The sequence below is a fragment of the Levilactobacillus humaensis genome (genome assembly GCF_024345185.1).
Classification (GTDB): Bacteria; Bacillota; Bacilli; order Lactobacillales; family Lactobacillaceae; genus Levilactobacillus; species Levilactobacillus humaensis.
This window is the reverse complement of sequence record NZ_BROB01000023.1, coordinates 16,588-37,525: the sequence shown is the minus strand read 5'-3', so window position 1 is coordinate 37,525 and position 20,938 is coordinate 16,588. Positions and strand designations below refer to the sequence as shown.

At 49.0% G+C, this 20,938-nt stretch carries 17 protein-coding genes, 1 pseudogene and 1 CRISPR repeat array; of the genes and pseudogenes, 9 read left to right on the top strand and 9 right to left on the bottom strand.

The features are described from left to right. From OCU14_RS08320 to OCU14_RS08310, 3 genes and pseudogenes are all read left to right on the top strand, one after another. Positions 1–209: pseudogene (locus OCU14_RS08320) on the top strand (hypothetical protein); the annotation flags it as partial. A gap of 29 nt (positions 210–238) precedes the next feature. After that, positions 239–1,791: a CRISPR direct-repeat array (repeat unit 28 nt; unit sequence GTACTCCCCACGTATGTGGGGATGATCC). 506 nt (positions 1,792–2,297) lie between these two features. Then, positions 2,298–4,865: a MucBP domain-containing protein gene (locus tag OCU14_RS08315; RefSeq protein WP_261810634.1), complete on the top strand. Its 2,568-nt coding sequence runs from the start codon at positions 2,298–2,300 to the stop codon at positions 4,863–4,865. A 208-nt stretch (positions 4,866–5,073) separates the two neighbouring features. After that, positions 5,074–5,529: a hypothetical protein gene (locus OCU14_RS08310; RefSeq protein ID WP_261810633.1), complete on the top strand. Its 456-nt coding sequence runs from the start codon at positions 5,074–5,076 to the stop codon at positions 5,527–5,529. Positions 5,530–5,579: 50 nt separating this feature from the next. Here OCU14_RS08310 and OCU14_RS08305 read toward each other — a convergent pair whose 3' ends face one another. Then, positions 5,580–6,590 (bottom strand): NADP-dependent oxidoreductase, encoded by a 1,011-nt coding sequence (locus tag OCU14_RS08305; protein WP_261810632.1) that lies wholly within the window; start codon positions 6,588–6,590, stop codon positions 5,580–5,582. 170 nt (positions 6,591–6,760) lie between these two features. Between OCU14_RS08305 and OCU14_RS08300 the strand changes: the two genes are divergently transcribed. Together OCU14_RS08300 and OCU14_RS08295 are read left to right on the top strand one after the other, a co-directional pair. Next, positions 6,761–7,099: an ArsR/SmtB family transcription factor gene (locus tag OCU14_RS08300; RefSeq protein WP_261810631.1), complete on the top strand. Its 339-nt coding sequence runs from the start codon at positions 6,761–6,763 to the stop codon at positions 7,097–7,099. Beyond that, complete coding sequence (locus tag OCU14_RS08295; protein ID WP_261810630.1) at positions 7,081–7,782, top strand: type 1 glutamine amidotransferase domain-containing protein; 702 nt, start codon at positions 7,081–7,083, stop codon at positions 7,780–7,782. Before OCU14_RS08300 ends, OCU14_RS08295 begins: the two co-directional genes overlap by 19 nt. A 438-nt stretch (positions 7,783–8,220) precedes the next feature. Here OCU14_RS08295 and OCU14_RS08290 read toward each other — a convergent pair whose 3' ends face one another. Further along, complete coding sequence (locus OCU14_RS08290; protein WP_261810629.1) at positions 8,221–8,688, bottom strand: GNAT family N-acetyltransferase; 468 nt, start codon at positions 8,686–8,688, stop codon at positions 8,221–8,223. Beyond that, positions 8,685–9,182 (bottom strand): MerR family transcriptional regulator, encoded by a 498-nt coding sequence (locus OCU14_RS08285; RefSeq protein ID WP_261810628.1) that lies wholly within the window; start codon positions 9,180–9,182, stop codon positions 8,685–8,687. The genes OCU14_RS08290 and OCU14_RS08285 overlap by 4 nt, the downstream gene beginning before the upstream one ends. Before the next feature lie 136 nt (positions 9,183–9,318). Between OCU14_RS08285 and OCU14_RS08280 the strand changes: the two genes are divergently transcribed. After that, positions 9,319–10,056: an SDR family oxidoreductase gene (locus tag OCU14_RS08280; RefSeq protein ID WP_261810627.1), complete on the top strand. Its 738-nt coding sequence runs from the start codon at positions 9,319–9,321 to the stop codon at positions 10,054–10,056. 77 nt (positions 10,057–10,133) lie between these two features. On the opposite strand, the gene OCU14_RS08275 is transcribed toward OCU14_RS08280, so the two are convergent. After that, on the bottom strand, positions 10,134–10,709 hold the full coding sequence (locus OCU14_RS08275) for a TetR/AcrR family transcriptional regulator (RefSeq protein ID WP_261810626.1): 576 nt from the start codon (positions 10,707–10,709) through the stop codon (positions 10,134–10,136). 114 nt (positions 10,710–10,823) lie between these two features. Here OCU14_RS08275 and OCU14_RS08270 point away from each other — a divergent pair, with 114 nt between their 5' ends. The 3 genes from OCU14_RS08270 to OCU14_RS08260 all read left to right on the top strand — a co-directional run bounded on the left by OCU14_RS08270 (position 10,824) and on the right by OCU14_RS08260 (position 15,303). After that, positions 10,824–11,858: an SDR family oxidoreductase gene (locus OCU14_RS08270; protein WP_261810625.1), complete on the top strand. Its 1,035-nt coding sequence runs from the start codon at positions 10,824–10,826 to the stop codon at positions 11,856–11,858. 184 nt (positions 11,859–12,042) lie between these two features. Further along, positions 12,043–13,194, top strand: coding sequence for an MFS transporter (locus OCU14_RS08265; protein ID WP_261810624.1), 1,152 nt, complete (start codon positions 12,043–12,045; stop codon positions 13,192–13,194). Positions 13,195–13,338: 144 nt separating this feature from the next. Then, on the top strand, positions 13,339–15,303 hold the full coding sequence (locus OCU14_RS08260; RefSeq protein ID WP_261810623.1) for an elongation factor G: 1,965 nt from the start codon (positions 13,339–13,341) through the stop codon (positions 15,301–15,303). A gap of 94 nt (positions 15,304–15,397) precedes the next feature. Here the strand turns inward: OCU14_RS08260 and OCU14_RS08255 are convergent, their stop codons facing one another. From OCU14_RS08255 to OCU14_RS08235, 5 genes are all read right to left on the bottom strand, one after another. Continuing rightward, a complete protein-coding gene (locus OCU14_RS08255) occupies positions 15,398–16,009 on the bottom strand; it encodes a LexA family protein (protein WP_261810622.1) in 612 nt (203 codons plus the stop codon). An 89-nt stretch (positions 16,010–16,098) separates the two neighbouring features. Continuing rightward, entirely contained in the window at positions 16,099–17,277 is a 1,179-nt protein-coding gene (locus tag OCU14_RS08250; RefSeq protein ID WP_261810621.1) for a hypothetical protein, read from the bottom strand. Positions 17,278–17,304: 27 nt separating this feature from the next. Beyond that, a complete protein-coding gene (locus OCU14_RS08245) occupies positions 17,305–18,483 on the bottom strand; it encodes a hypothetical protein (protein ID WP_261810620.1) in 1,179 nt (392 codons plus the stop codon). A gap of 26 nt (positions 18,484–18,509) precedes the next feature. Then, on the bottom strand, positions 18,510–19,688 hold the full coding sequence (locus OCU14_RS08240) for a hypothetical protein (RefSeq protein ID WP_261810619.1): 1,179 nt from the start codon (positions 19,686–19,688) through the stop codon (positions 18,510–18,512). Between the two features lie 57 nt (positions 19,689–19,745). Beyond that, a complete protein-coding gene (locus OCU14_RS08235; protein WP_261810618.1) occupies positions 19,746–20,927 on the bottom strand; it encodes a hypothetical protein in 1,182 nt (393 codons plus the stop codon). Positions 20,928–20,938 lie beyond the last annotated feature (11 nt).

The following is a 20,938-nucleotide window of genomic DNA, read 5'->3' as shown; positions in this document are numbered from 1 at the left end:
TGGCGTACACCATTAGAGGTCTTCTGGGAACAGATGAGGTTCTAATAAGTGTTCGGATAATTCTTGCAATCTCCCATAATTATCGTTTAGCGACGGTGCTGGATGATTATGGTATTGAGAATAAGACACCTCATCAAGCTCTAGCCGATGCTCAAGCGACTTTGGATTTAGCAACCAAACTGAATGAAACAGGTGTTTTTAAAATTTAAGAACCGCGGTATGACTGCGTTTCTTTAGTGTACTCCCCACGTATGTGGGGATGATCCTTCCTGTGGCGTGATGCCAACAAGTCCATGGATGTACTCCCCACATATGTGGGGATGATCCCTCTAGTGTCCAGTCCAGGGCTTCGGGGTCAAGGTACTCCCCACGTATGTGGGGATGATCCCCGGTTGCCCAATACCTAACTTCGGCAAAGCAAGTACTCCCCACGTATGTGGGGATGATCCTAGGCGTAGGGATCTTGATGGTCGCCCCACAAAGTACTCCCCACGTATGTGGGGATGATCCTGTAATTCCTGTCATAATGGTTGGCCGCGTATGGTACTCCCCACGTATGTGGGGATGATCCCCACGTTGCGTTGTAAATGATTTTATTGGTTGAGTACTCCCCACGTATGTGGGGATGATCCTTATCCCAGTGATGCCTGCTCCACCTTGTAGAAGTACTCCCCACGTATGTGGGGATGATCCCAGAAAAGACAGTGCCAGTTATGTTTCTAAAGAGTACTCCCCACGTATGTGGGGATGATCCTCGAAGGTGGCATGTGAAATATCCTCTACATCAGTACTCCCCACGTATGTGGGGATGATCCTCCATGCCGAAACATCCAATCCATCTTGTCCGTGTACTCCCCACGTATGTGGGGATGATCCTGTGATTAAAACCGTGACCGTTGGTGCTTTCAAGTACTCCCCACGTATGTGGGGATGATCCTAAATAATTACTCCTTATATAAGTATATTGAAGGTACTCCCCACGTATGTGGGGATGATCCCGCCCCGCTTTCAGAGTAGAATTAGAGCTGAAAGTACTCCCCACGTATGTGGGGATGATCCCATACATACCATCAGGCATGATTTGCAATGACAGTACTCCCCACGTATGTGGGGATGATCCCCACATCAACCGAAACCGGATGGTAGGGGTCTAGTACTCCCCACGTATGTGGGGATGATCCCAGTTGGCGGTCTCCATACGAAGTGTGGGCCGAGTACTCCCCACGTATGTGGGGATGATCCTAATCATGGCACTATTAATTTCAGTTGCTGTATGTACTCCCCACGTATGTGGGGATGATCCCGACATATTCTTATTAAATGTTTTTTCAGGAACGTACTCCCCACGTATGTGGGGATGATCCTGATCAAGTGCCGCGCTATGTATGACTATATTTGTACTCCCCACGTATGTGGGGATGATCCTAGCTCTCGGCCCCGTTTACAAAGACATCCAGGGTACTCCCCACGTATGTGGGGATGATCCTCGCACCGTAGCCGATGCCCGTAAGCAGTATGAGTACTCCCCACGTATGTGGGGATGATCCTAGCTCGCAGAACATTGCGGTGATCCCGTTTAAGTACTCCCCACGTATGTGGGGATGATCCCACACGCCCGAATTTGCGTGTTAATTTTTCGAGGTACTCCCCACGTATGTGGGGATGATCCCGCCGAACTTGTGACGTATACACTAAATATCTGGTACTCCCCACGTATGTGGGGATGATCCCGAGGACTATCACTTTTTCAGCACATCCTACAAGTACTCCCCACGTATGTGGGGATGATCCCTTGTCCAGTGAGTGATCCAGACTACCGCCTTGGTGCTCCCCACGTGTGTGAGGATAAATTTAAAAAGTAACAACTTTTACTGGAAAGAATTCCCCTTTGATGAGGAATTCTTTCGTTTTTTTATATGCACCGATAGATGATGATGTCTAGTGGAGAGTGTAGATAATGCCACATGATCACCTCAAATCTCAGCAAGTGAAACAATGACGACAAAAATTTTAAATTTAAAAATCAACACTATAAGAATACTGTTACACCAACATTTTAAGCTCAATTTACGAATGCCATCATATAACACCTACTTTAAATAAAAATCGCCTTAATCCCCCGTGATCCCTTGATATAGTAACGTTAGATTGGTTTTACATAGAAAAAATGATGGAGAATGAACGTTCACAGTGTTGTTAAAAACAATTAACGGTGTTATATTAAATGTGAGCATTAAACAAAGTACATATTGCCGACTAATAACGACTAGGGAAACGTCACGACAGGGGACTTAAAAATGAAAATGGATCAAAAGTTAACAAGAAAACAACATCAAAATCGCTGGTTGCTCACAAGCGCAGTTGCGTTAACACTGGGAACCATGGGATTAGCGACAACTGAAGTCGCACATGCCGATACCGCTAGTGGAATTAATGATACAACGGGAAAGACTGTGACTGGTCAAGAACAACAGCCACAAGTCTCGCTTCAGAAGCCTGCAACAGATACTAAGCCTGAACAGGACCCCGTTGTTCCCTCAGTTTCCGAGACCCCAGAAACTACATCGGATCCCGACACAACAAAAGATGAAACGACTCCTAAAGATAATGTAACCAACGACCCCGAAGGCCCTGTTAAGAAAGTTGTTGAGACGCCAGACAATACTAAGAAGACGTCAAACACGGCTCAGCAACAGCCTGAAAACACACTAACAACACCAAAGCGATCCAGTATGTTGAGATCTATGCCAACGCCAAAGGTAGCCACGCCGACAGTGGATGATCTTATTCCAGATAAGAATCTTCAACAGGTGGTCTTATATGCTATTCAACAAACACATCCGGAGATCACAGATGTTTCGCAGATCAACACGGATCTTTTGGGAGAGTTAACGAAAATTGATTTGTGGGCGAATGCTGCCGAAACTAAGCAACAAACTGATCAATCCTTCTACAATGCGGTCATCAACGTTAAATCTTTAGAAGGGCTTCAATATGCCAAAAGTCTGACAAAGTTAGCAATCTTGCCGGATAGCAAAGCAAGCAAGACGTGGGGAAATACCAGCCAACGTGGACAGTTATCAGATATTTCCGCGCTCCAAGGCCTCACTCAGTTAACGAGTTTAAACCTATCCTGGAATCAAATCGGTGATGCTGACACGGCTGCACTAGCTAGCTTGACTGGACTGACCTCCCTTAACTTGTCGTATAACAACATCACAGACCTGTCATTTATGAGCAATCTGACCGCATTGACATCCATTAGTTTTTCGCAGCAAGCAGACAGTCTATATAAAATTACGAGTCTGAAGCCATTAGCTAAATTAGTTAATTTATCCAGCATGTCCTTTCAGTACAACAACATTTCCGATCTCTCACCGTTACGTAACATCACGGCGGCTCCAGGATTCTTGAGCTTTGGTGGCAATCACATCTTTGATATCACACCGCTTTTGGGCCTCAATTGGCAACCATGGATGGATGAGATTACCTATACAATTTCCGCAGATAACCAGACTTGGACGACAGATCAAGTTGCCTTAAATCCTGCGACGTCTGAATTGTCGACCTGGTCCTTTGCCTACGACAATCTGTACGATTTTAATGAATTCATGCAGGGCGATCCGCAATCAACTGGAACTGAAGGCATGATTGGTGCCGGAAACTGGTCGACTTGGAAACAACTAACGACTAATGCTGATGGGACTGGCCAAGTGAAATTGATTTGGGACCTCAACCGACACAACGATCTCACGAAGCCCGAGGCACCGAATGGTCTTCAATTTAGTGGAAGCATCGTCGTGCCTTACACCTTAGATGCTAGAGTTGGCGCCGTGACAGTTGCCTTTGAACTCGATGGTGGGGTTAAGATTGCACCATTTACCATTTTGAGTGGCAAAACGGGTTCAACCTTGGATGTTTTAAATGATGCGTCAGTTCAAAAGGCTATCGCGGATCTCGAGGACCGTGGATTTACCTATGAAAAGCCGCGTAAACTTAGTCAAGATCTCAGCAGTAATACCGAGAGTTCGACGGTGACCTATGATAGCGATGCCCAAAATATCACGTTACTCTTCAGCCCCTTACAGAAGATTTATCTGGTTGATGAAGACGGCAACGCGATCGGTGACAAGATCGTCAAGGAATCCGGAAAGAAAGGTACGGCCTGGAGTGTTGACCTGCCTAAGGTTGACGGTTATGACTTCGACCGGGTTGAAGGGAATGGCACGCTGACGGATCAGACACTCAGCGGGACCATCCAAGATGTTAACAATGATATTTATGTTTACTACAAGGCGAATGGCAAGCCCGTTACACCACCTGTTACCCCAGTCGACCCCGGCCAACCGGTTACGGACGGTACGGTAACGGTTCACTACCAAACGGCAGCCGGCAAGCAACTGGCCCCCGATGACACGTTAACTGGGACAGTTGGTCAGGCCTACACGACAGTTCCTAAGAGTCTCGACGGCTACAAGCTAGTCACTACGCCAGCTAATGCCAGCGGTGTTTACACGTCAGCTAGCCAGAATGTGGTTTACACCTACCAGGCTGTTGAAAATGGTGGTAAGCCCGCCGTTGTGACGCCTAACAAGCCTTCTAAGCCAACGACACCGGCCAAGAATGGTGGTCAGGCTGCCAAGGTAACCACGAACAAGCCAGCCAAGAAGACGGCTGTTAAGGGCTCTGGAGCCAAGGTAACGCAACTGGCAACCAAGGGTCAAGCGGCAGCTAAATTAGCACCTGCCAAGGCGACAACCTTGCCACAAACCAGTGATCAGCAAACCTCATCTTGGTGGGGCCTGGCACTGCTGGCGGTGATTGGATCTCTGTTCGGATTCAAACGTGCTAAGCGTCAAGACTAACAATTAAATATCAGAAAAAGGTCCTCCAGTGACGACGAGAATGTCGTTACTGGAGGGCCTTTTACGCGGTATAACAGTATTTATAGCACGTTCTGATTGACGCTAGTTGGACCGCAAGTTATAGTGAGAACAACAAGTCGTTAGCCCCGTTAATGATTATTTTAATAAAGGGACGCGGCCCACTCAGGCAATCCTTGGAGGAAAAATAATGACTAAATTCGGTAAAGTCGTGGTCGTCACCCTGACAACACTTCTAGTGGGTGGGACGATTCCCACGTCAGCCAGCGCGGCCAAGTGGCACAAAGGCAGCCCCAAGGCCTTACGCGGTAATTTTCAGGCCAAACGGACCTCTTCGGCAGAGGGTTTCGGGGCCGCATTCACCCTGACCAAGTCGCGGTTTGAGATGGGCGTTTCCAACATGCCGGTTCAGATCATGTCCCACCTGAAATACAAAAAAATTGGGAAACATCTCTACCGTCTCAAGGGGCATATCGCCAAGAACGGCTTTGTCCTGGCACGAAATGCGGACTTCGCCGTGTATCGGAAGGGGAAGTCCTTTGCCTGTACCGATTACGGTTTCCACAAGAAGCATGGTTTTGCCAAGGTGAACTATGCCAAACAGGTCAAACATTTCAAGAATGGTGGGCCGATTTTAAAGTCATAGTAAGGTGTCCCAAGGCGGTGATTTCCTGAAAATGGTGTCACCGTTTTTAGTTAGGCCATCTGCACCACAATTTTTCCGCGCGTGTGCCCGAGCTTTAAGGCTGTCAGGGCCTGGTTGAGATCTTGAAAGGCAAAGGTTTGGTCAACGATTGGCTGCAATTGATGCTGTTCAATCAGTTGTGTCAGGGTTGCGAGTTCTGTGCCACTGGGCCACATGAACAAGAAGCGATAGGTGACCTGAGACCGTTTCTCTAGTCGAGTCAGACGGTTGGTCACTAAGCGAAATAGGGCTTGTTTCCAACGAGGTAGGCCATACTCTTTGGCAAATCTGGCATCGGGAAGCCCCGAGATGCTGACGACTTGACCGCCGGGCTTCACGATGGAGAAGGCTTGCGCCAAATTTTCTCCGCCTAGGGTATCAAAAACGGCGTCGTAGTTCGACAAGACAGTCGAAAAGTTCTCAGAGTGGTAGTCAATGACGCGATCGGCTCCTAATTTTTGAACAAATGCGACATTCTTAGCACTCGTGGTGGTAGCGACAAATGCGCCTAGTCGTTTAGCCAGCTGAATGGCAAGGGTGCCGATACCGCCAGCACCGGCCTGAATCAGGATTTTTTGGCCGGACTGGATTTTTAGAATATCATTGAGTGCTTGATAGCTAGTCAGGCCGACTAACGGAACGGCCGCAGCTTCTTCATAACTGAGATTTCGTGGCTTCAAAGCGATGTCGTCAACATCGATAGCCAGATACGTCGCGAACGTTCCGATTCGTGTCTTCCGAGGGCGCCCGTAGACGGCATCACCGACTTTAAATGTGGTGACCTGTTGGCCAACGGCAACGATCTCACCGGCAAAGTCACTGCCGATAATGAGTGGCAGTTGATAGGAAAGTAGTGGGCGCAGGCCCCCGGCCATAGTTTTTAAGTCGATGGGATTGAGACTTGCGGCCTTGATTCGAACCAGAACGTCCGTGGGAGTTAGCGTAGGAACGGGCACAGTACGAATCTCTGGTAAGGATTGTTTGTAATGGGTAATCAGAGCAGCTTGCATGGAATTTGACATTAAGTGACCTTCTTTTGGTTTATATTTTTAAACGAATAAGGTACATATTACTCAGTCGGTTTAAAAATGTCAACCGAATAATTCGACCTAATCCTTGAATACATCAAGTTGACAAAGAACGACCATCGTGTTTTAATGGTTTAAAATAATAAACAAAGAGGCAACGGAAAATGTCAAATCTAACGAAATTAAAACATGAATTTACCAATTCTAGTGATTTTCTTGTGGCTTTGGGGGATCAGAAGCGTCAGGCCATTATCATTGCTTTGCTGGATCAGAAGGTGGTTCATCGAGGTTTGCAGGTGACTGATCTGATGGGGGTGACGGCTCTCTCGCGACCAGCGGTCTCTCATCACCTCAAGATTTTACGTGAGGTTAAGCTCGTGGACTATCGGCGCGAGGGAACGAAAAATTTCTATTATCTCACCCATCAAACAAAGCAAATTGATCAATTGAAGATCCTATTAGACCACGTTATGGAGACGATGAAATGCAACCAGCAACTTTAAAGAGAATCTTGATTGTTCTAACGAATACGACGCGTTATGGTGAAGCACCGGAACCAACGGGTCTGTGGTTGGGAGAAGCCACCGAATTTGCCCTAATCGTGCAGAAGGCGGGCTATCAAGTCGATTATGTCAGTCCCAAAGGGGGATTCGTTCCATTGGATCCACGGAGTATGAAGTATGTTGATGAAGAGATCATGGCGTTCTATGAAACGACTGATTTCCGGCAACGTGCTCTGACGCATTCCCTGAAGCCATCACAGGTTGATCCTTCGGAATATGCGGCTATCTACTATGCGGGTGGTCACGGCGTCATGTGGGATTTCCCCGACAATTCTGAACTACAAGCCATTGCGACCAGTATTTACAATCAGGGGGGCTATGTCACCTCTGTTTGTCACGGGATTGCTGGGCTGTTGAATATTAAGATGGCCGCCGGTGATTACCTGATCGCTGGTCGTCGGATTACTGGCTTTACCAAGGCTGAAGAAGTTCTGGCTGGCAAGAAGTCTGTCGTGCCGTTTTTCAATCAAGATGCGGCAGAACAGCGAGGAGCCACTTTTCTGAAGCGCCGGGCCTATCGGGAGTATGCGGTACAAGATGGTCAGCTGATCACCGGGCAGAATCCTTTCTCAGCCAAGGCAGTCGCGCGAGTATTGGTACAGAACCTGACGAAATCAATGTAAAGGTGAGCAATATGGCCCACTAGATACCTTATGATCAGGGCGAGACACTCGGTGAACTTGGCACGGAGGCGGGGGTCATCATGAAAGATGAGGGGTGGTCACATCGCGGCCAGATCACGTTAGAAATGACACGGACGCGCGCGATAGTCACGTGCTGTTCACACGGGACGCTGATGCACACGTCAGTTTACCCGTCCAGATGACGGTGAAGCACGGTAAACGGCGATGAAAATAGCCTTAAAAGAGTCTCCAGACGATGCGGAATCTCTGATGATCTGGTGTGATTGGTTTGTGACGACCTTTCCATAAGCGTTAATATGAAAAAATGGCCGCTCTACGGTGAACATTACCCGTAGAGCGGCCATTTCTGTATCTAATAACAAAGTTCAGTCAGCTGGTTTCACTATTTAGTAATTTTAGTTGCCTGTTCTGGCGAAGTTAAATACCATCATTTTCCCCAGCCACCAAAGCCTTATAAAGTATTCGGCTAGGCCGGCCGAACCGATCGTTCTGTTGGTCGACCAGCCGGTAGTCCAGGTGCTCGTAAAGCCCGACGTGGCGGGTGACGATGTACAAGCCGGTAATATTGGCTGCGACCGCCGCTTGTTCGGCCGTCCGCACCAATTTCAAGCTGATCCCGCGCTGGCGATAGGTGGGATCGACGTAGACGGTACTGATAAATGGGGTGTAGTCGGTGTCCGGCACGATATCGTTGGCTAGCAGAGCACAACATCCCACGAGATGGTCACCATCCGTAGCGTAAACAACTCGTTCCCAAGGTTGCCAGTCAGCCGTGGTCATCACCTTAGAAAGGTGTGGCCCCGCGGACCAGGGGATGGCACCAATTTGTGCAGCAGCCGTGGTCCAGTCGGGACTGACGGGGGTCAAAGTTTGCAAGGTGATCATGCTTTAGCCGTCCCTTCTGGCAGGTTCCCCAAGTCCTTGGGATCCGCGCCATCCGCCACTAACTGATTAAATTCAGCATGCACAGCGGGGTCGACCTGATTGGTACCCGGCAGGTAGTGAATCCGCTCCGTTCCGGCCTGGAGTGCCGTCTTGTAGTACCACTTCTTCCAGCGGAGAAAATCCAGGGTATGTTGAAGCCGCGCCATCTTTGCTTCCAGCTTGGCCTCATGTTCATTCAGGAAGTCATAGCGGTCCTCAAGCGTGGTGTCGCCGGTCATGCAGAGGTCGATAAAGTTCCCGATCTGCTTGACCGGGACGCCGGCCTCCTTGAGACAGACGATGACTTCTAGAAAGTTGAAGTCATTGTCTTTAAACCGCCGGCGTCCCGCTTGGTTGCGGTCGACGAAGGGCAACAATCCCTCCTTATCGTAGTAACGCAGGGTATAGGGACTGATCGATAGCTTATCGGCCACCTGTCCAATTGAATAGCTCATGATAATTTCTCCTTTATTTTAAAAATATCGCTTGACCTAGAGTTAGCTCTAGATTCTATACTACCATTATTGCTTGTGGCGTGGCGGTGAAATCGCCGCGTCCAATGGACTGAAAGAATTTAGGAGGAATTATCTCATGACTAATACGAAACCTTTAATCGTCATCACCGGTGCCAGCTCAGGCTTTGGGGCCGAGGATGCCAAACTCTTTAACGCGGCGGGTTACCCGATGTTATTACTGGGTCGGCGGGTCGAAAAGATTCGTGAGTTGCCATTGAACTTTGACAACGTGCTAGTGGCTGCCGTCGACGTGACCGATCAGGCCGCCCTGGCCGACGCAATTCACACGGCCGAAGCCCAATACGGCGAGACCGACCTGTTGATTAACAACGCTGGCGTGATGCTCCTGGGAAATGTCCAACGTCAGGATCCCAAGGAATGGCAAACGATGCTCGACACCAACGTGATGGGTGTGCTCAACGGCACTCAGATCGTCTTGCCCGCCATGGTTAAACGCCATCATGGCACGATTATCAACATGTCTTCAATCGCTGGATTCAAGGCCTTCGCCAACCACGCGGCATACGTTGCCAGCAAGTTTGGCGTGCACGGCTTATCAGAAACGATTCGCCAGGAAGTGTCTAATGACAACGTCCGGGTTTCCCGCGTGGCGCCCGGTGCCGGTGAGACGGAACTTCTGACCCACGTGACCGATGCTTCAGCTCTGAAGGACTACGAAGCATGGAAGGAAACCATGGGTGGCTTAACCTTGGATCCCAAGTACGTGGCCCAGACGGTGAAATTCATCTACGATATGCCGCAGGAAGTTAACGTTCGTGAAATCGACATCGCGGCAACGCGTCAGGACAGCTAGTTATAGTGTGTTCCACGTGAAACAGTACAACAAAACAGGACAGCGACCGCTTTTCAAATCCGGTTGCTGTCCTGTTTTTACGTTGTCGGATTTGCTAGGGCCATCAAGGCCGTCATCGTTCCCGTCTGGAAGGCTGCCAGCAGGTCATGCATCGTGGTCAACGACTCTTGTTGCCCACCTAGTAGCCATTCGCGCCAGAGGCGATAGACTCCAGCCGACATGAACTGCGTCCAGTATTTTTGTTGGGTCGGTGTCGCGCCTTTCCAGGTCATGGTCACCGCATAAAAATGCTGCATGTTGTCATCGAACAGATTCTGGAAAACTGGTTCGAACCCGCGGTCGACCGCCAGTCGAAGTGTGGGCCCTAGTTTAGTAAAGAAGGTTCCCAGAGCGGCCAGTTTCTGGTCCTCCGGGGCGTGAGCCAGGACGTCGGCGAACCCCACCGCCATGATCGGCGCGAAGTGTGTTGTGAGCACGGCGTCCAGAGTATCGAAATTCCGGTAAAACGCCATGCGACTGACACCAGCTCGTTTAACGACCTGAGTCACGGTGAGATCAGTCAGATCGTGGGTTTCTAAGAGGGCCAGTAGGGCGGTTGCCAGGTAATCCTGGGAGTCTTGTTTAATTGTCTGTGCGTGTTTTGTCGCTGCCATAACACTTGCTCCATTCTGTCAGAGATGCCTCGTTTTCGCTTGAAAGTCGGTTACCGTCATTGTATGCTCTTGCCACAGACGTTACAAGTGAAACGAAAGCGAGAGTGATTAAGAATGTCAAAACCATTAGTCGTCGTTACCGGTGGAAGTGGGTTCATTGCCAGCCACATTATTTGTCAGTTATTACAACAAGGGTATGCCGTGCGCACCACGGTGCGGTCGTTGAAGAAGCGGCCGTTGGTGCTGAAGATATTAACGACGGGCGGTGTTCAGGACCTCAGCCAAGTGTCAGTTGTCGAGGCCGACCTCACTCACGATGCCCACTGGGCTGACGTGATGGCCGGCGCGACGTACGTCATCCACGTGGCTTCGCCGACTCCCAATCGGGTCTTCAAGGATGAAAACGAGATGATTCGACCGGCCGTCAATGGCGTACGGCGCGTCCTGACGGCAGCCAGAGATGCTGGGGTCAAACGGGTCGTTTTGACCTCTGCTTATGGGGCCATCTTTGCCGGACATTCTCACCGTACCACCCCTTACACCGAAAAGGATTGGTCTAATCTTGTTGCCAAGGGGATTCATCCCTACCAGAAGTCTAAGACGCTTGCCGAACGTGCTGCCTGGGATTTCATTGCCACAGAAGGCCAGGGCATGGAACTCGCAGCGGTCAATCCGGTTGCTGTGATGGGGCCGGTCTTAGCCAGCGACTACTCCCACTCCAACGTCCAGGTACGCCAGTTATTAGAGGGCCAGTTGCGGGCGGTTCCTAATATTAATTCCGGCTATGTCGACGTTCGTGACGTGGCCAGTCTGCATTTGTTAGCCATGACGGCCCCTCAGGCTGCGGGGGAACGCTTCTTGGCCACGACCGGGGAAACGCTGTCGATGCTAGACGTGGCTAATGTGTTACGGGAGGCCTTTCCCCAGTTCGCGGGTAGGCTCCCCACCAGAACAATTCCAAATCTGGCCATTAAAGCCGCTGCGCTGGTACGATCAGATCTGAAAATGCTCGCTTCATTGGTGGGCAAATACGCCGGTACCAGCGATGCCAAGGCCGTTCGGTTTCTCGGTTGGCATCCCCGTTCTGCCGCGACGGCGATTGTTGCAACAGCGCAGTCGATGATTGATTTAGGCCTAGTGACAGCTTAGGGGGTTGGTCAAGTTCTCCTTGCGTTCCGGTGGTCCGATGCGCTACACTTTGAGTAACTTAATACACTATCGGAAGACTATTTAGTTAGATAAGGTACTCGTCAGGGTATCGGAGGGTTACGGCCAGATAAGATGATCGCTCATCTTATCTGGCCTTTTTTGTCTTCCAGGGAGGAATTTTCACATGCAAACGTCGTATTGGAGTCGTAATTTCATTTTAATTTTAATCGGGAATGCCCTGCTATTCATGGTTTACAACATGCAGGTGCCAGTCTTGCCCCTCTACGGAAAACACCTGGGGATGTCGCCGGCACAAATCGGGATCTTCGTGGGGGCCATTATGTTTGCGGCCCTGATCACCCGGTTATTCGTCCCGTGGTTCTCAGATCGGTTCAGTAAAAAGGGCCTCCTGGTCGTCGGCATTCTCCTCTACCTCTTGGCGGCGGTCGGGTACCCGTTACTCGGTAGTTTTGGACTGCTGGTACTTTTGCGGTTGTTCAACGGTCTCGGGCATGGGATCACCACGACCTACTTTGCCACCTCGGCGGCCGCCGAACTGCCGAACGAAAAGATCGGTGAAGGGATGGGGTACTTCGGGATCGGAACCATGGTGACGGCCTCGTTGGCGCCATTGCTGGCCTTGGATCTGGTGCATCGTCATGGGTTTGCGGTCTTCTTCCTGGCTTGTATCGGAATTCTCTTCGCGGCCATGCTGGCCATCTTTGGCACCAGCAAACCCACCCAGTCAGCCGTAGAGACGGTGGAAGCCGCACCCATATTCGATAGACAGTTTCTCCCCCAATGTAGCTTAGTCTTCGTCCTAGGGGTCTTAATGAGTGGCGTGATGACCTTCACACCAATTTACGCGGAAATTCGCCATCTGAGCGTGATCTCCGGGTTCTTCTTCGTGGCCGCCATTGCCGGGGTCGTGATTCGACCGATCGTGGGCCGGACCTTCGATCACCGAGGACCACGGGCAATTCTGCTTTTGAATACGGTATTTTTGACTGCAGGTGTGTTGATGATTGCCTTTGTCGATCGCAACTGGCTATTGCTGGTAGCGGGTGTACTCTATGGCGTGGCTGATGGGGCCATTTACCCGACTCTGCAGGCCTGGATCTTTAAGGAAACGACACTAGCCAATCGGGATACGGCGACGGGGATGTTCCTGAATTCCTACGACCTGGGGATGGGGCTGGGCGCCGTTGTCTTGGGTTGGGTCGTCGAAGCTGTGGGTTACCAGAGGATGTTCTTAGTGCTTACGGCAGTCGCGGCCGTCTACATTGCCTTGGCGTTGCTGTTGAGCCGTCATCCCCGCGAATTAGGGGCTGCCTAAGTCAATCTAATCGAAAGCCGGTCGAAACTTGACCGGCTTTTACTGATCCTACGGGCAAAACCCGGTATAATTAAGAAGATATTGGCATTAATGCCACAAGACTAGATAATTAAAGAATCAATTAGTAGAAAGGAGTCATGACCCATGCCAAAAATCACAGCGGGCATCGTCGCTCACGTCGACGCCGGGAAGACGACGCTCTCGGAGGCCTTGTTATACCAATCAGGCGCCGTGCGAGAGTTAGGCCGCGTCGATAACGGCGACGCCTTTCTGGACTCAGACACCCTCGAAAAACAACGGGGGATTACCATCTTTTCCCATCAGGCTAGCCTGACCATGCAGGATCTGACCCTAACGCTCCTCGATACCCCCGGACACGTGGACTTTGCCTCCCAGACTGAACAGGTGCTCAGTGTGCTGGATTACGCCATTCTGGTGGTCTCGGCCACCGATGGCATTCAGGGGTACACGCGAACCCTGTGGCGCTTACTGGATCATTACCAGATTCCCACGTTTATCTTTGTAAATAAAATGGATGCCGTGACGGCCGACCGCGATCGTGTCCTCGACCAGCTGCAAACGACCTTCTCACCGGGTTGCTTGGCCTTTGACCAGGGCGAGACGGCGACGCTTCCGGAGGACGCCTATGAGGATGTGGCGATGCAAGACGACGCTGTCTTGGAACAATTCTTGAATACGGGCGAGGTTGCCGATCAGACCGTTCGGCAGTTGATTCGCCAGCGCAAGGTATTTCCTTGTTACTTCGGATCGGCCTTAAAGCTCGAGGGTGTCTCCGCTTTTCTAGCGGGCTTGGCTCATTGGACCAGTGATCCTGTGACGACGACAGACTTCGGTGCCAAAGTTTTCAAAATTTCGCACGATGACAAGGGGGTGCGGCTGACCTGGTTACGGATTACCGGGGGACAGCTGGCCACCAAGACCGTGTTACTCGGTGAGCAGAAGGTCAATCAGCTCCGGGTTTATAACGGGACTAAATTTGAAATCCGGCAGAGTGTCGCAGCTGGTGAAGTTTGCGCGATCCCCAATCTAACGGACACGTATCCCGGTCAGGGACTGGGTAACGTGGCGGATGAGCGTACCCCAGAGATTCAACCGGTACTGACCTATGCGGTGGATCCGCAGGGCCACGACCTACATGACTGTCTCACGATCTTCCGGCAATTGGAGGATGAGGATCCGCAACTCCACGTCACGTGGTCCAGCCACCTGCAGGAGATTCGCGTGCAGATCATGGGGACCGTTCAACTGGAGATTCTCCAACAGATTCTGCACGACCGTTTCCAATTGGACGTCGGTTTCGATGCCGGAAGTATTCTGTACAAGGAGACCGTCACGAAGGCCGTCGAGGGGGTCGGTCACTTCGAACCCCTCCGGCATTACGCGGAGGTTCACCTGTTGATTGAGCCGGCGCCCCGGGGTAGCGGTCTGACCTTTGCGGCGGACTGTTCGCTAGAGATTCTCGGGAAAAACTGGCAACATCAAGTGTTGTCGAATCTTCGCGCCAAGGAACAACTGGGCGTTCTGACAGGGTCACCCCTTACGGATGCTAAAATTACCCTCGTCACTGGCCGCGCTAGTATTGTTCATTCGGTGGGCGGTGACTTCCGTGAGGCCACGTGGCGCGCCGTACGTCAGGGCCTGATGATGCTCCGTGAAAATGACGGTCTACAACTACTGGAACCCTGGTATCGTTTCCGATTGGAAGTGGGTCAGGATCAAGTGGGTCGTGCCATGACGGATATTCAACGGATGAGTGGCGATTTTGACACACCGACGGATGCGGGCGAGATGACCGTACTGACGGGAACCGCTCCGGTGGCCGCCATGCAGGACTATGCGCAGGAGGTCAATGCCTATACGCATGGCAAGGGCCAATTGGAGTGTCTGATCGATGGCTATCGCCCATGTCACAATGCCGATGAGGTCGTGGCGGCGCAGGCATACGATCCGGTGGGAGATTTACCGAATACCCCGGGTTCCGTGTTCTGTGCGCACGGTGCCGGTTATCCCGTCCCTTGGGATGAGGTTCCGGGCATGGCGCACGTGGACTATGCCTATACGCCGGCCGAACTGGCCAAACTCGGCTAGGATGTTTCATGTGAAACACCAACGGTAATTAACAAGTAGAAAAAGCCACCACGGTTAGTTTTGACTAACTGTGGTGGCCCTATTTTGTTAGAACTTATTCTAAATTAATGGTGACCCGAATGGCCTTACCGAGAATACGGTTTTCATTGCTCCGGTCGAGTAGAATCGGGGCGTAGTCCTTGTTGTCGGGAATCAGGATATATTTGCCGTCCTGAATGGTGACACGTTTCAGTGTGGCCTCATTGTTAATAAGTACGGCCGCAATATCCCCGTCTGAGACCTCTGGTTGACGGTTGATGAGGACCAGCGAGCCATCCTTAATGGTCGGTTCCATTGAGTGGCCCTTGACGCGTAGATAGAAGAGTTCGCCAACGGGGAGGCCAGCCTTGAGTTCCTTGACGTAGCCTTCGATGTGTTCGTCAGCTAAGATGGGTGAACCACCCGCGATCGTTCCGATAATAGGGATGGAAACGACGCCCTGTAAGACCTCACTGGGTTCCGTGCTATCTACAATGGCGGAAGGGGAAACGTTGAAGTAGGTTGCTAGTTGGGTGATAGCCCCAACGCGCGGGTAGGTCCGCCCGTTCAGCCAATCAGACAGAGTGGAGTACTTAATCCCCAAGTCGTCAGCGAGCTTACTCCGCGTGACACTATGACGGTGCATGAGATTATCCAAGTTCTGTGCCACGACTTCTTTGTTATTCATTGGTATGTCCTCCTGATCCTTTGGTGTGAGCTCTTAGGTTTAAGATTTTTAGTTATTATGAGTAGTGTTTCTTCCACGTATAAATTGATTTAATCATCATAGAAAACCTTACCATAAGAGGTGAAGAAAGTCTTACCACCAAAGCGCATAACGCCATAACAACTCATTGGAAGCTTATCATCATCACTTGGAATTGTGACCGTGTAAGTCTTTTGCTGGTTAACAAAAGCAAGTCGGTACTGATGTTTGCCATGATAACGAACTGTTGTTGTTTTGAAGCCAGTCAGAGGTTTCGCCAAGTACAGGTATCGGGTGTGTCCCTTGATACGAGTGCGCTTGATTTTAACCGAAGTCTTAGGTTTCCCGGTGTATTCAATGGGTCGGCCCCAGGGCTGATTCTGATGAACTTCAACGTAGCCATTGGAGGTAATTTGTACACTTTGTTTTGTTAGTGTGCTATAAGAATGTCGAATGGCAGAGAGCCCCCCTAGATATAGATCGCCATGGCTAATACTTTTAGGAAGATAGGCCGGGTGACTAACGCGTTTGAAGAATTTAGCCTCTGTGTAGGCAATGCCATCAGTTTGTGCCCACAAGCCTTGGGAATAACCTGGATTCAGGATTCTTTGATCTAGAGTAGTGCCGTTGATACACATCTGATTAGAGTAACGATAGGCTTCAACCACAGTTCCAGCCGGGAGTGATACAGATACCTTAACAACGCCCATTCCCAGATAGGGCGTGAATGGCACTTTAATTTTTAGCTTTTTAGTCGTTTGATAATAGCGAGCCTTGCCTAATTGTTTGTTCAGTTTAGGGAAGTTTTTTTTGGTAACGGACTTAACAGGAACCGTAGCCGTTCCTGTCCATGGCGACTGAGGTTCTGGTTGATAGACTGGACGTTCATCGTCGGCGGGATTAGCCCCCTTTACCAAACTATTTGTCGGAACATAGCCCATATCCCAGCCATAGGTATCCGCAACATGAAAGTAGGTGCTCTTCTGCCCATTGTGTGCCATTGTGACTTTCTGGGTAACGTAAAGACTGAGATTACCTAACTGGTTTAAAATGGTCATTTTCTTTGTATGTGTCTTATCCCATGAGTAACGTGACTTTATGTTATTGGCTACATGATATGGTTCCGGCGTCACGTTCTGAGTCGATGTAATTTTGTAACCCGATTGGGCGTGAGCGGTGACTGGTATGAGTAATCCAAATCCTAGTAACAACGCCATGAGCGCGGTCATTTTGATTCCCTTTTTTGACATATAAAATCCTCCCCGAATTTTTAAAGCTTAAATATCTGGAACATCCCCATAAGGGGTGTAGAAAGTTTTGCCACCAAATCGCATGACACCATAATAAGTAATCGGGACATCTTGGGTATCGTCATTGATAATAACAGCATAGGATTTTTGCTGATTAACAAAGGACAAGCGGTATTGTTTTTTTCCGTAATAGCGAACTTTGGTGGTCTTGAATCCCTTCAAAGGCTTGGCCAAATATAAGTAGCGCGTATGTCCTTTGATCCGGGTTCGTTTGATTTTGACTGAGGCACTTGGTTTTGCTGTGTAGACAATAGAGTCTGCCGAAGGTTGGTTTTGGCGAACCTCTACATAACCATCTGAGGTAATTTGGACACTCTGTTTAGATAGCGCAGCGGAATGTTGAATTGCAGATACGCCGCCAAGATATAGATCACCGTGGCTGATCCTTTTAGGTAGGTAACCGGGATGACTAACACGTTTGAAATTTTTGGCTAAGGTTGATGCAACGCCACGGTTGGCCTTGTCGGCCCATAGTCCCTGATGATAACCAGGTTGTAGAACTTTTTGACTTAAATAGGCGCTATTGATGAGGAGCCATTTTGAAGATTTCTCTCCTTCGACGATGCTTCCTGCTGGTAGCGTGGTGGGAACATTGATGACACCCATAGAAAGATACGTTGTAAAGGGCACTTTAATTTTTACGGATTTCTTAGTTTGATAATACTGATTCTGAACTAGTTTTTTACTTACTTTAGTGAAGGCGCTCTTGGTTAGTTGTTTAGTTGGATCAGTGTGTTTGCCTGTCCAAGTAGACTGGGGTACAGGCTGATAGGCTGGACGTTCATCATCTACTGGGTTGAAGCCCTCGCGCATATCATTGGCGTTAACGTAGCCCCGGCTATAGCCATATGAATCTAAGATACGGAAGTAAAGGGTACTTTTACCGGCTTGGGTTAGCGTTACCTTTTGGTTTACATACCAACTGATACCGTCGAGAGCTTTTAAAATAAGCATTTTCTTGGTATGTGTTTTATTCCAGGAGTAACGCGTTTCTGGATTTTTAACGACATAGTATGGTTCCGGTGTTACATCTTGAGTCGAGGTAATCTTATAACCTGATTGGGCGTGGGCAGTGACTGGGATACATAGGCCTATTCCCAGCAGCAACGCCATGAGCGCGATTTTTTTAATTTTTCTTTTTAACATTTAAAATCCCTTCTCAACTTTAAAGGCTAATCATAATTGTATGGAATTTCCTTATAGGGCGTATAGAAGGTTTTTCCTCCGAAGCTCATGATGCCATAATATTGTGGTGGAAAGTCATTGTCGTCAGTTGCCCGTGACCTGGAATAAGTTCTTTGCCGGTTAATGAAAGCCAAGCGGTATTGATATTTACCGTGGTACCGAACCTTAGTTGTCTTGAAACCTTTCAAGCGCTTAGCCAAATACAGGTAACGCGTATGCCCCTTAATGCGAGTATGTTTAATCTTAATGGATGTGATTGGCTGTCCCTGGTATTCGGTGTTCCGCCCCAGCGGATTGTTTTTGTGAATTTCTACATAGCCGTCTGAGGTAATTTGGATACTCTGTCTAGACAGTGAGCTGTGTTGAAGGGCTGAGAGGCCACCTAAGTAAAGATCACCATTGCTAATGTTCTTGGGAAGGTAGCCAGGATGCTTGACGTGTTTAAAATTTTTAGCTGAGACGGATGGCGTCCAAGTGTCAGCATCTGCCCAAAATCCTTCGCGATAACCAGACTTCAGAAATTTTTGACTCAAATAGGCACTATTAATAGTCAGCCATTTAGAATACTTATCACCATAGACGACTGTTCCTGCTGGTAAAACAGCTGTCTTATTAATACGACCGAGATTCAAGTATGGTATAAACGGAATTTTAATTTTCACGCGACGTTTTGTTTGATAATACTGATTTTTAACAATCTTTTTACTTGCTTTGGTAAAGGCCTTTTCCGAAACGGAGTTAATTGGAAGGGTGGCGTTACCAGTTTGATGTTTTGTCGGTTCTGGTTGATAGACTGGACGCTCATCGTCGGCGGGATTAGCCCCCTTTACCAAACTATTTGCTGTGACATATCCCAAGTCTGAACCAAATACATAGGCAACGTGGAAGTAGCTGATCTCCTGCCCCTTGTGAGACATTGTGACTTTTTGGGTAACGTAAAGACTGATGTCACCTAACTGGTTTAAAATGGTCATTTTCTTTGTATGCGTCTTATCCCATGAGTAACGTGACTTTATGTTATTGGCTACATGATAGGGTTCTGGTGTCACGTTCTGAGTCGATGTAATCTTATAACCCGATTGGGCGTGAGCGGTAACTGGGATGAACAATCCTACTCCTAGTAGCAAAGTCATGAGCGCGATCATTTTGATTGCTTTGTTAAACATTTAAAAGCATCCCCTAACACCTTAACGATGTGATTATTACTAATAATTATTGAAAGTTTATTTCGCGTTCGAAACCGTTCCATAAGAAGTGTAGAACGACTTACCACCGAATGTTAAGCCACCGTAATAGGTTGTTCTTGTGAATTCGTCGGTGCCGGGGTCCTTGATGGCATAAGACTTTTGCTGGTTAACCAAGGCCAAGCGGTACTGTCGTTTGCCGTGATAGCGAACCTTGGTGGTTTTGTAGCCCTTTAAGGACTTGGTCAAATACAGATAACGTGTGTGGCCTTTGATTTTGGTTCGCTTGATTTTAACTGAGGCCAGTGGTTGCGAGTTGTATTCGGTAGCCTGTCCGTGAGGATTGTTCTGTCGAATTTCTACATAACCGTTGGAAGTAATTTGAACACTCTGTTTTGATAAAAGAGCCTTCTGATTTCGAATAGCGTTGATTCCGCCGGCGTACAAGAGACCAAAGCTATCATATTTGGGAAGATAAGCGGGGCGTTTGATTTGTTTGAATGCCTTAATTCTAGCGGGACTGGTGATCAGTTCCCCGCCAGCGACCCACAGCCCTTGCCGATAACCTAGACGTAAAAAGCTTTGGCTTAAAGCGTCTGTGTCAATTGCTAGGTCGTTAGATGTTCGGTAGCCACCGACGATAGTTCCAGCTGGGATTGTCGTTGAGATGGTTGTAGAACCAATATTCATGTAGCTCGTAAAATCGGCATTAAGTTTCACTTTTTTCGTCGTACGATAATAGGTAATCTCATTTAGTCGTGAACTAACCTTGCTGAAGGCTTGTTTAGACACGCGGTTAACGGTCATGATTTCTGGAGATTGGGAACCCTTGGCAGGTTGGTAAGGTTGGCGGTCGGTATCGGTAGGATTGAATCCCTTGCGCATACTTTTTGCGGTGACGTAGCCGTAGTCCACGCCATAGTTGTTCGCAATATGTAGGTAGGCTGTCGTCTTACCTTTATAGGTCATGGTAACCTTCTGGGTCACATAGACACTGTAGTTTTTTTGAAACTCATTTAGAAAGGTTAATCGCTTGGTGTGAGTCTTGTCCCATGAATAGTGTGAGCTGATGTTGCGAGCGACGTAGTATGGTTCCGGCGTCACGTTCTGAGTCGATGTAATTTTGTAGCCTGATTGGGCGTGAGCGGTGACTGGGATGAATAATCCAACTCCTAATAACAAGGCCATGAGCGCGATCATTTTAATTCTCTTTTTTTGCATTTGAAATTCTC

Excerpts from the sequence above, each read along its gene's own strand:
- OCU14_RS08315 (WP_261810634.1), top strand. The coding sequence starts at position 2,298 with ATGAAAATGGATCAAAAGTTAACAAGAAAACAACATCAAAATCGCTGG.
- OCU14_RS08310 (WP_261810633.1), top strand. The coding sequence starts at position 5,074 with ATGACTAAATTCGGTAAAGTCGTGGTCGTCACCCTGACAACACTTCTA.
- OCU14_RS08305 (WP_261810632.1), bottom strand. The coding sequence starts at position 6,590 with ATGTCAAATTCCATGCAAGCTGCTCTGATTACCCATTACAAACAATCC.
- OCU14_RS08300 (WP_261810631.1), top strand. The coding sequence starts at position 6,761 with ATGTCAAATCTAACGAAATTAAAACATGAATTTACCAATTCTAGTGAT.
- OCU14_RS08295 (WP_261810630.1), top strand. The coding sequence starts at position 7,081 with ATGCAACCAGCAACTTTAAAGAGAATCTTGATTGTTCTAACGAATACG.
- OCU14_RS08290 (WP_261810629.1), bottom strand. The coding sequence starts at position 8,688 with ATGATCACCTTGCAAACTTTGACCCCCGTCAGTCCCGACTGGACCACG.
- OCU14_RS08285 (WP_261810628.1), bottom strand. The coding sequence starts at position 9,182 with ATGAGCTATTCAATTGGACAGGTGGCCGATAAGCTATCGATCAGTCCC.
- OCU14_RS08280 (WP_261810627.1), top strand. The coding sequence starts at position 9,319 with ATGACTAATACGAAACCTTTAATCGTCATCACCGGTGCCAGCTCAGGC.
- OCU14_RS08275 (WP_261810626.1), bottom strand. The coding sequence starts at position 10,709 with ATGGCAGCGACAAAACACGCACAGACAATTAAACAAGACTCCCAGGAT.
- OCU14_RS08270 (WP_261810625.1), top strand. The coding sequence starts at position 10,824 with ATGTCAAAACCATTAGTCGTCGTTACCGGTGGAAGTGGGTTCATTGCC.
- OCU14_RS08265 (WP_261810624.1), top strand. The coding sequence starts at position 12,043 with ATGCAAACGTCGTATTGGAGTCGTAATTTCATTTTAATTTTAATCGGG.
- OCU14_RS08260 (WP_261810623.1), top strand. The coding sequence starts at position 13,339 with ATGCCAAAAATCACAGCGGGCATCGTCGCTCACGTCGACGCCGGGAAG.
- OCU14_RS08255 (WP_261810622.1), bottom strand. The coding sequence starts at position 16,009 with ATGAATAACAAAGAAGTCGTGGCACAGAACTTGGATAATCTCATGCAC.
- OCU14_RS08250 (WP_261810621.1), bottom strand. The coding sequence starts at position 17,277 with ATGTCAAAAAAGGGAATCAAAATGACCGCGCTCATGGCGTTGTTACTA.
- OCU14_RS08245 (WP_261810620.1), bottom strand. The coding sequence starts at position 18,483 with ATGTTAAAAAGAAAAATTAAAAAAATCGCGCTCATGGCGTTGCTGCTG.
- OCU14_RS08240 (WP_261810619.1), bottom strand. The coding sequence starts at position 19,688 with ATGTTTAACAAAGCAATCAAAATGATCGCGCTCATGACTTTGCTACTA.
- OCU14_RS08235 (WP_261810618.1), bottom strand. The coding sequence starts at position 20,927 with ATGCAAAAAAAGAGAATTAAAATGATCGCGCTCATGGCCTTGTTATTA.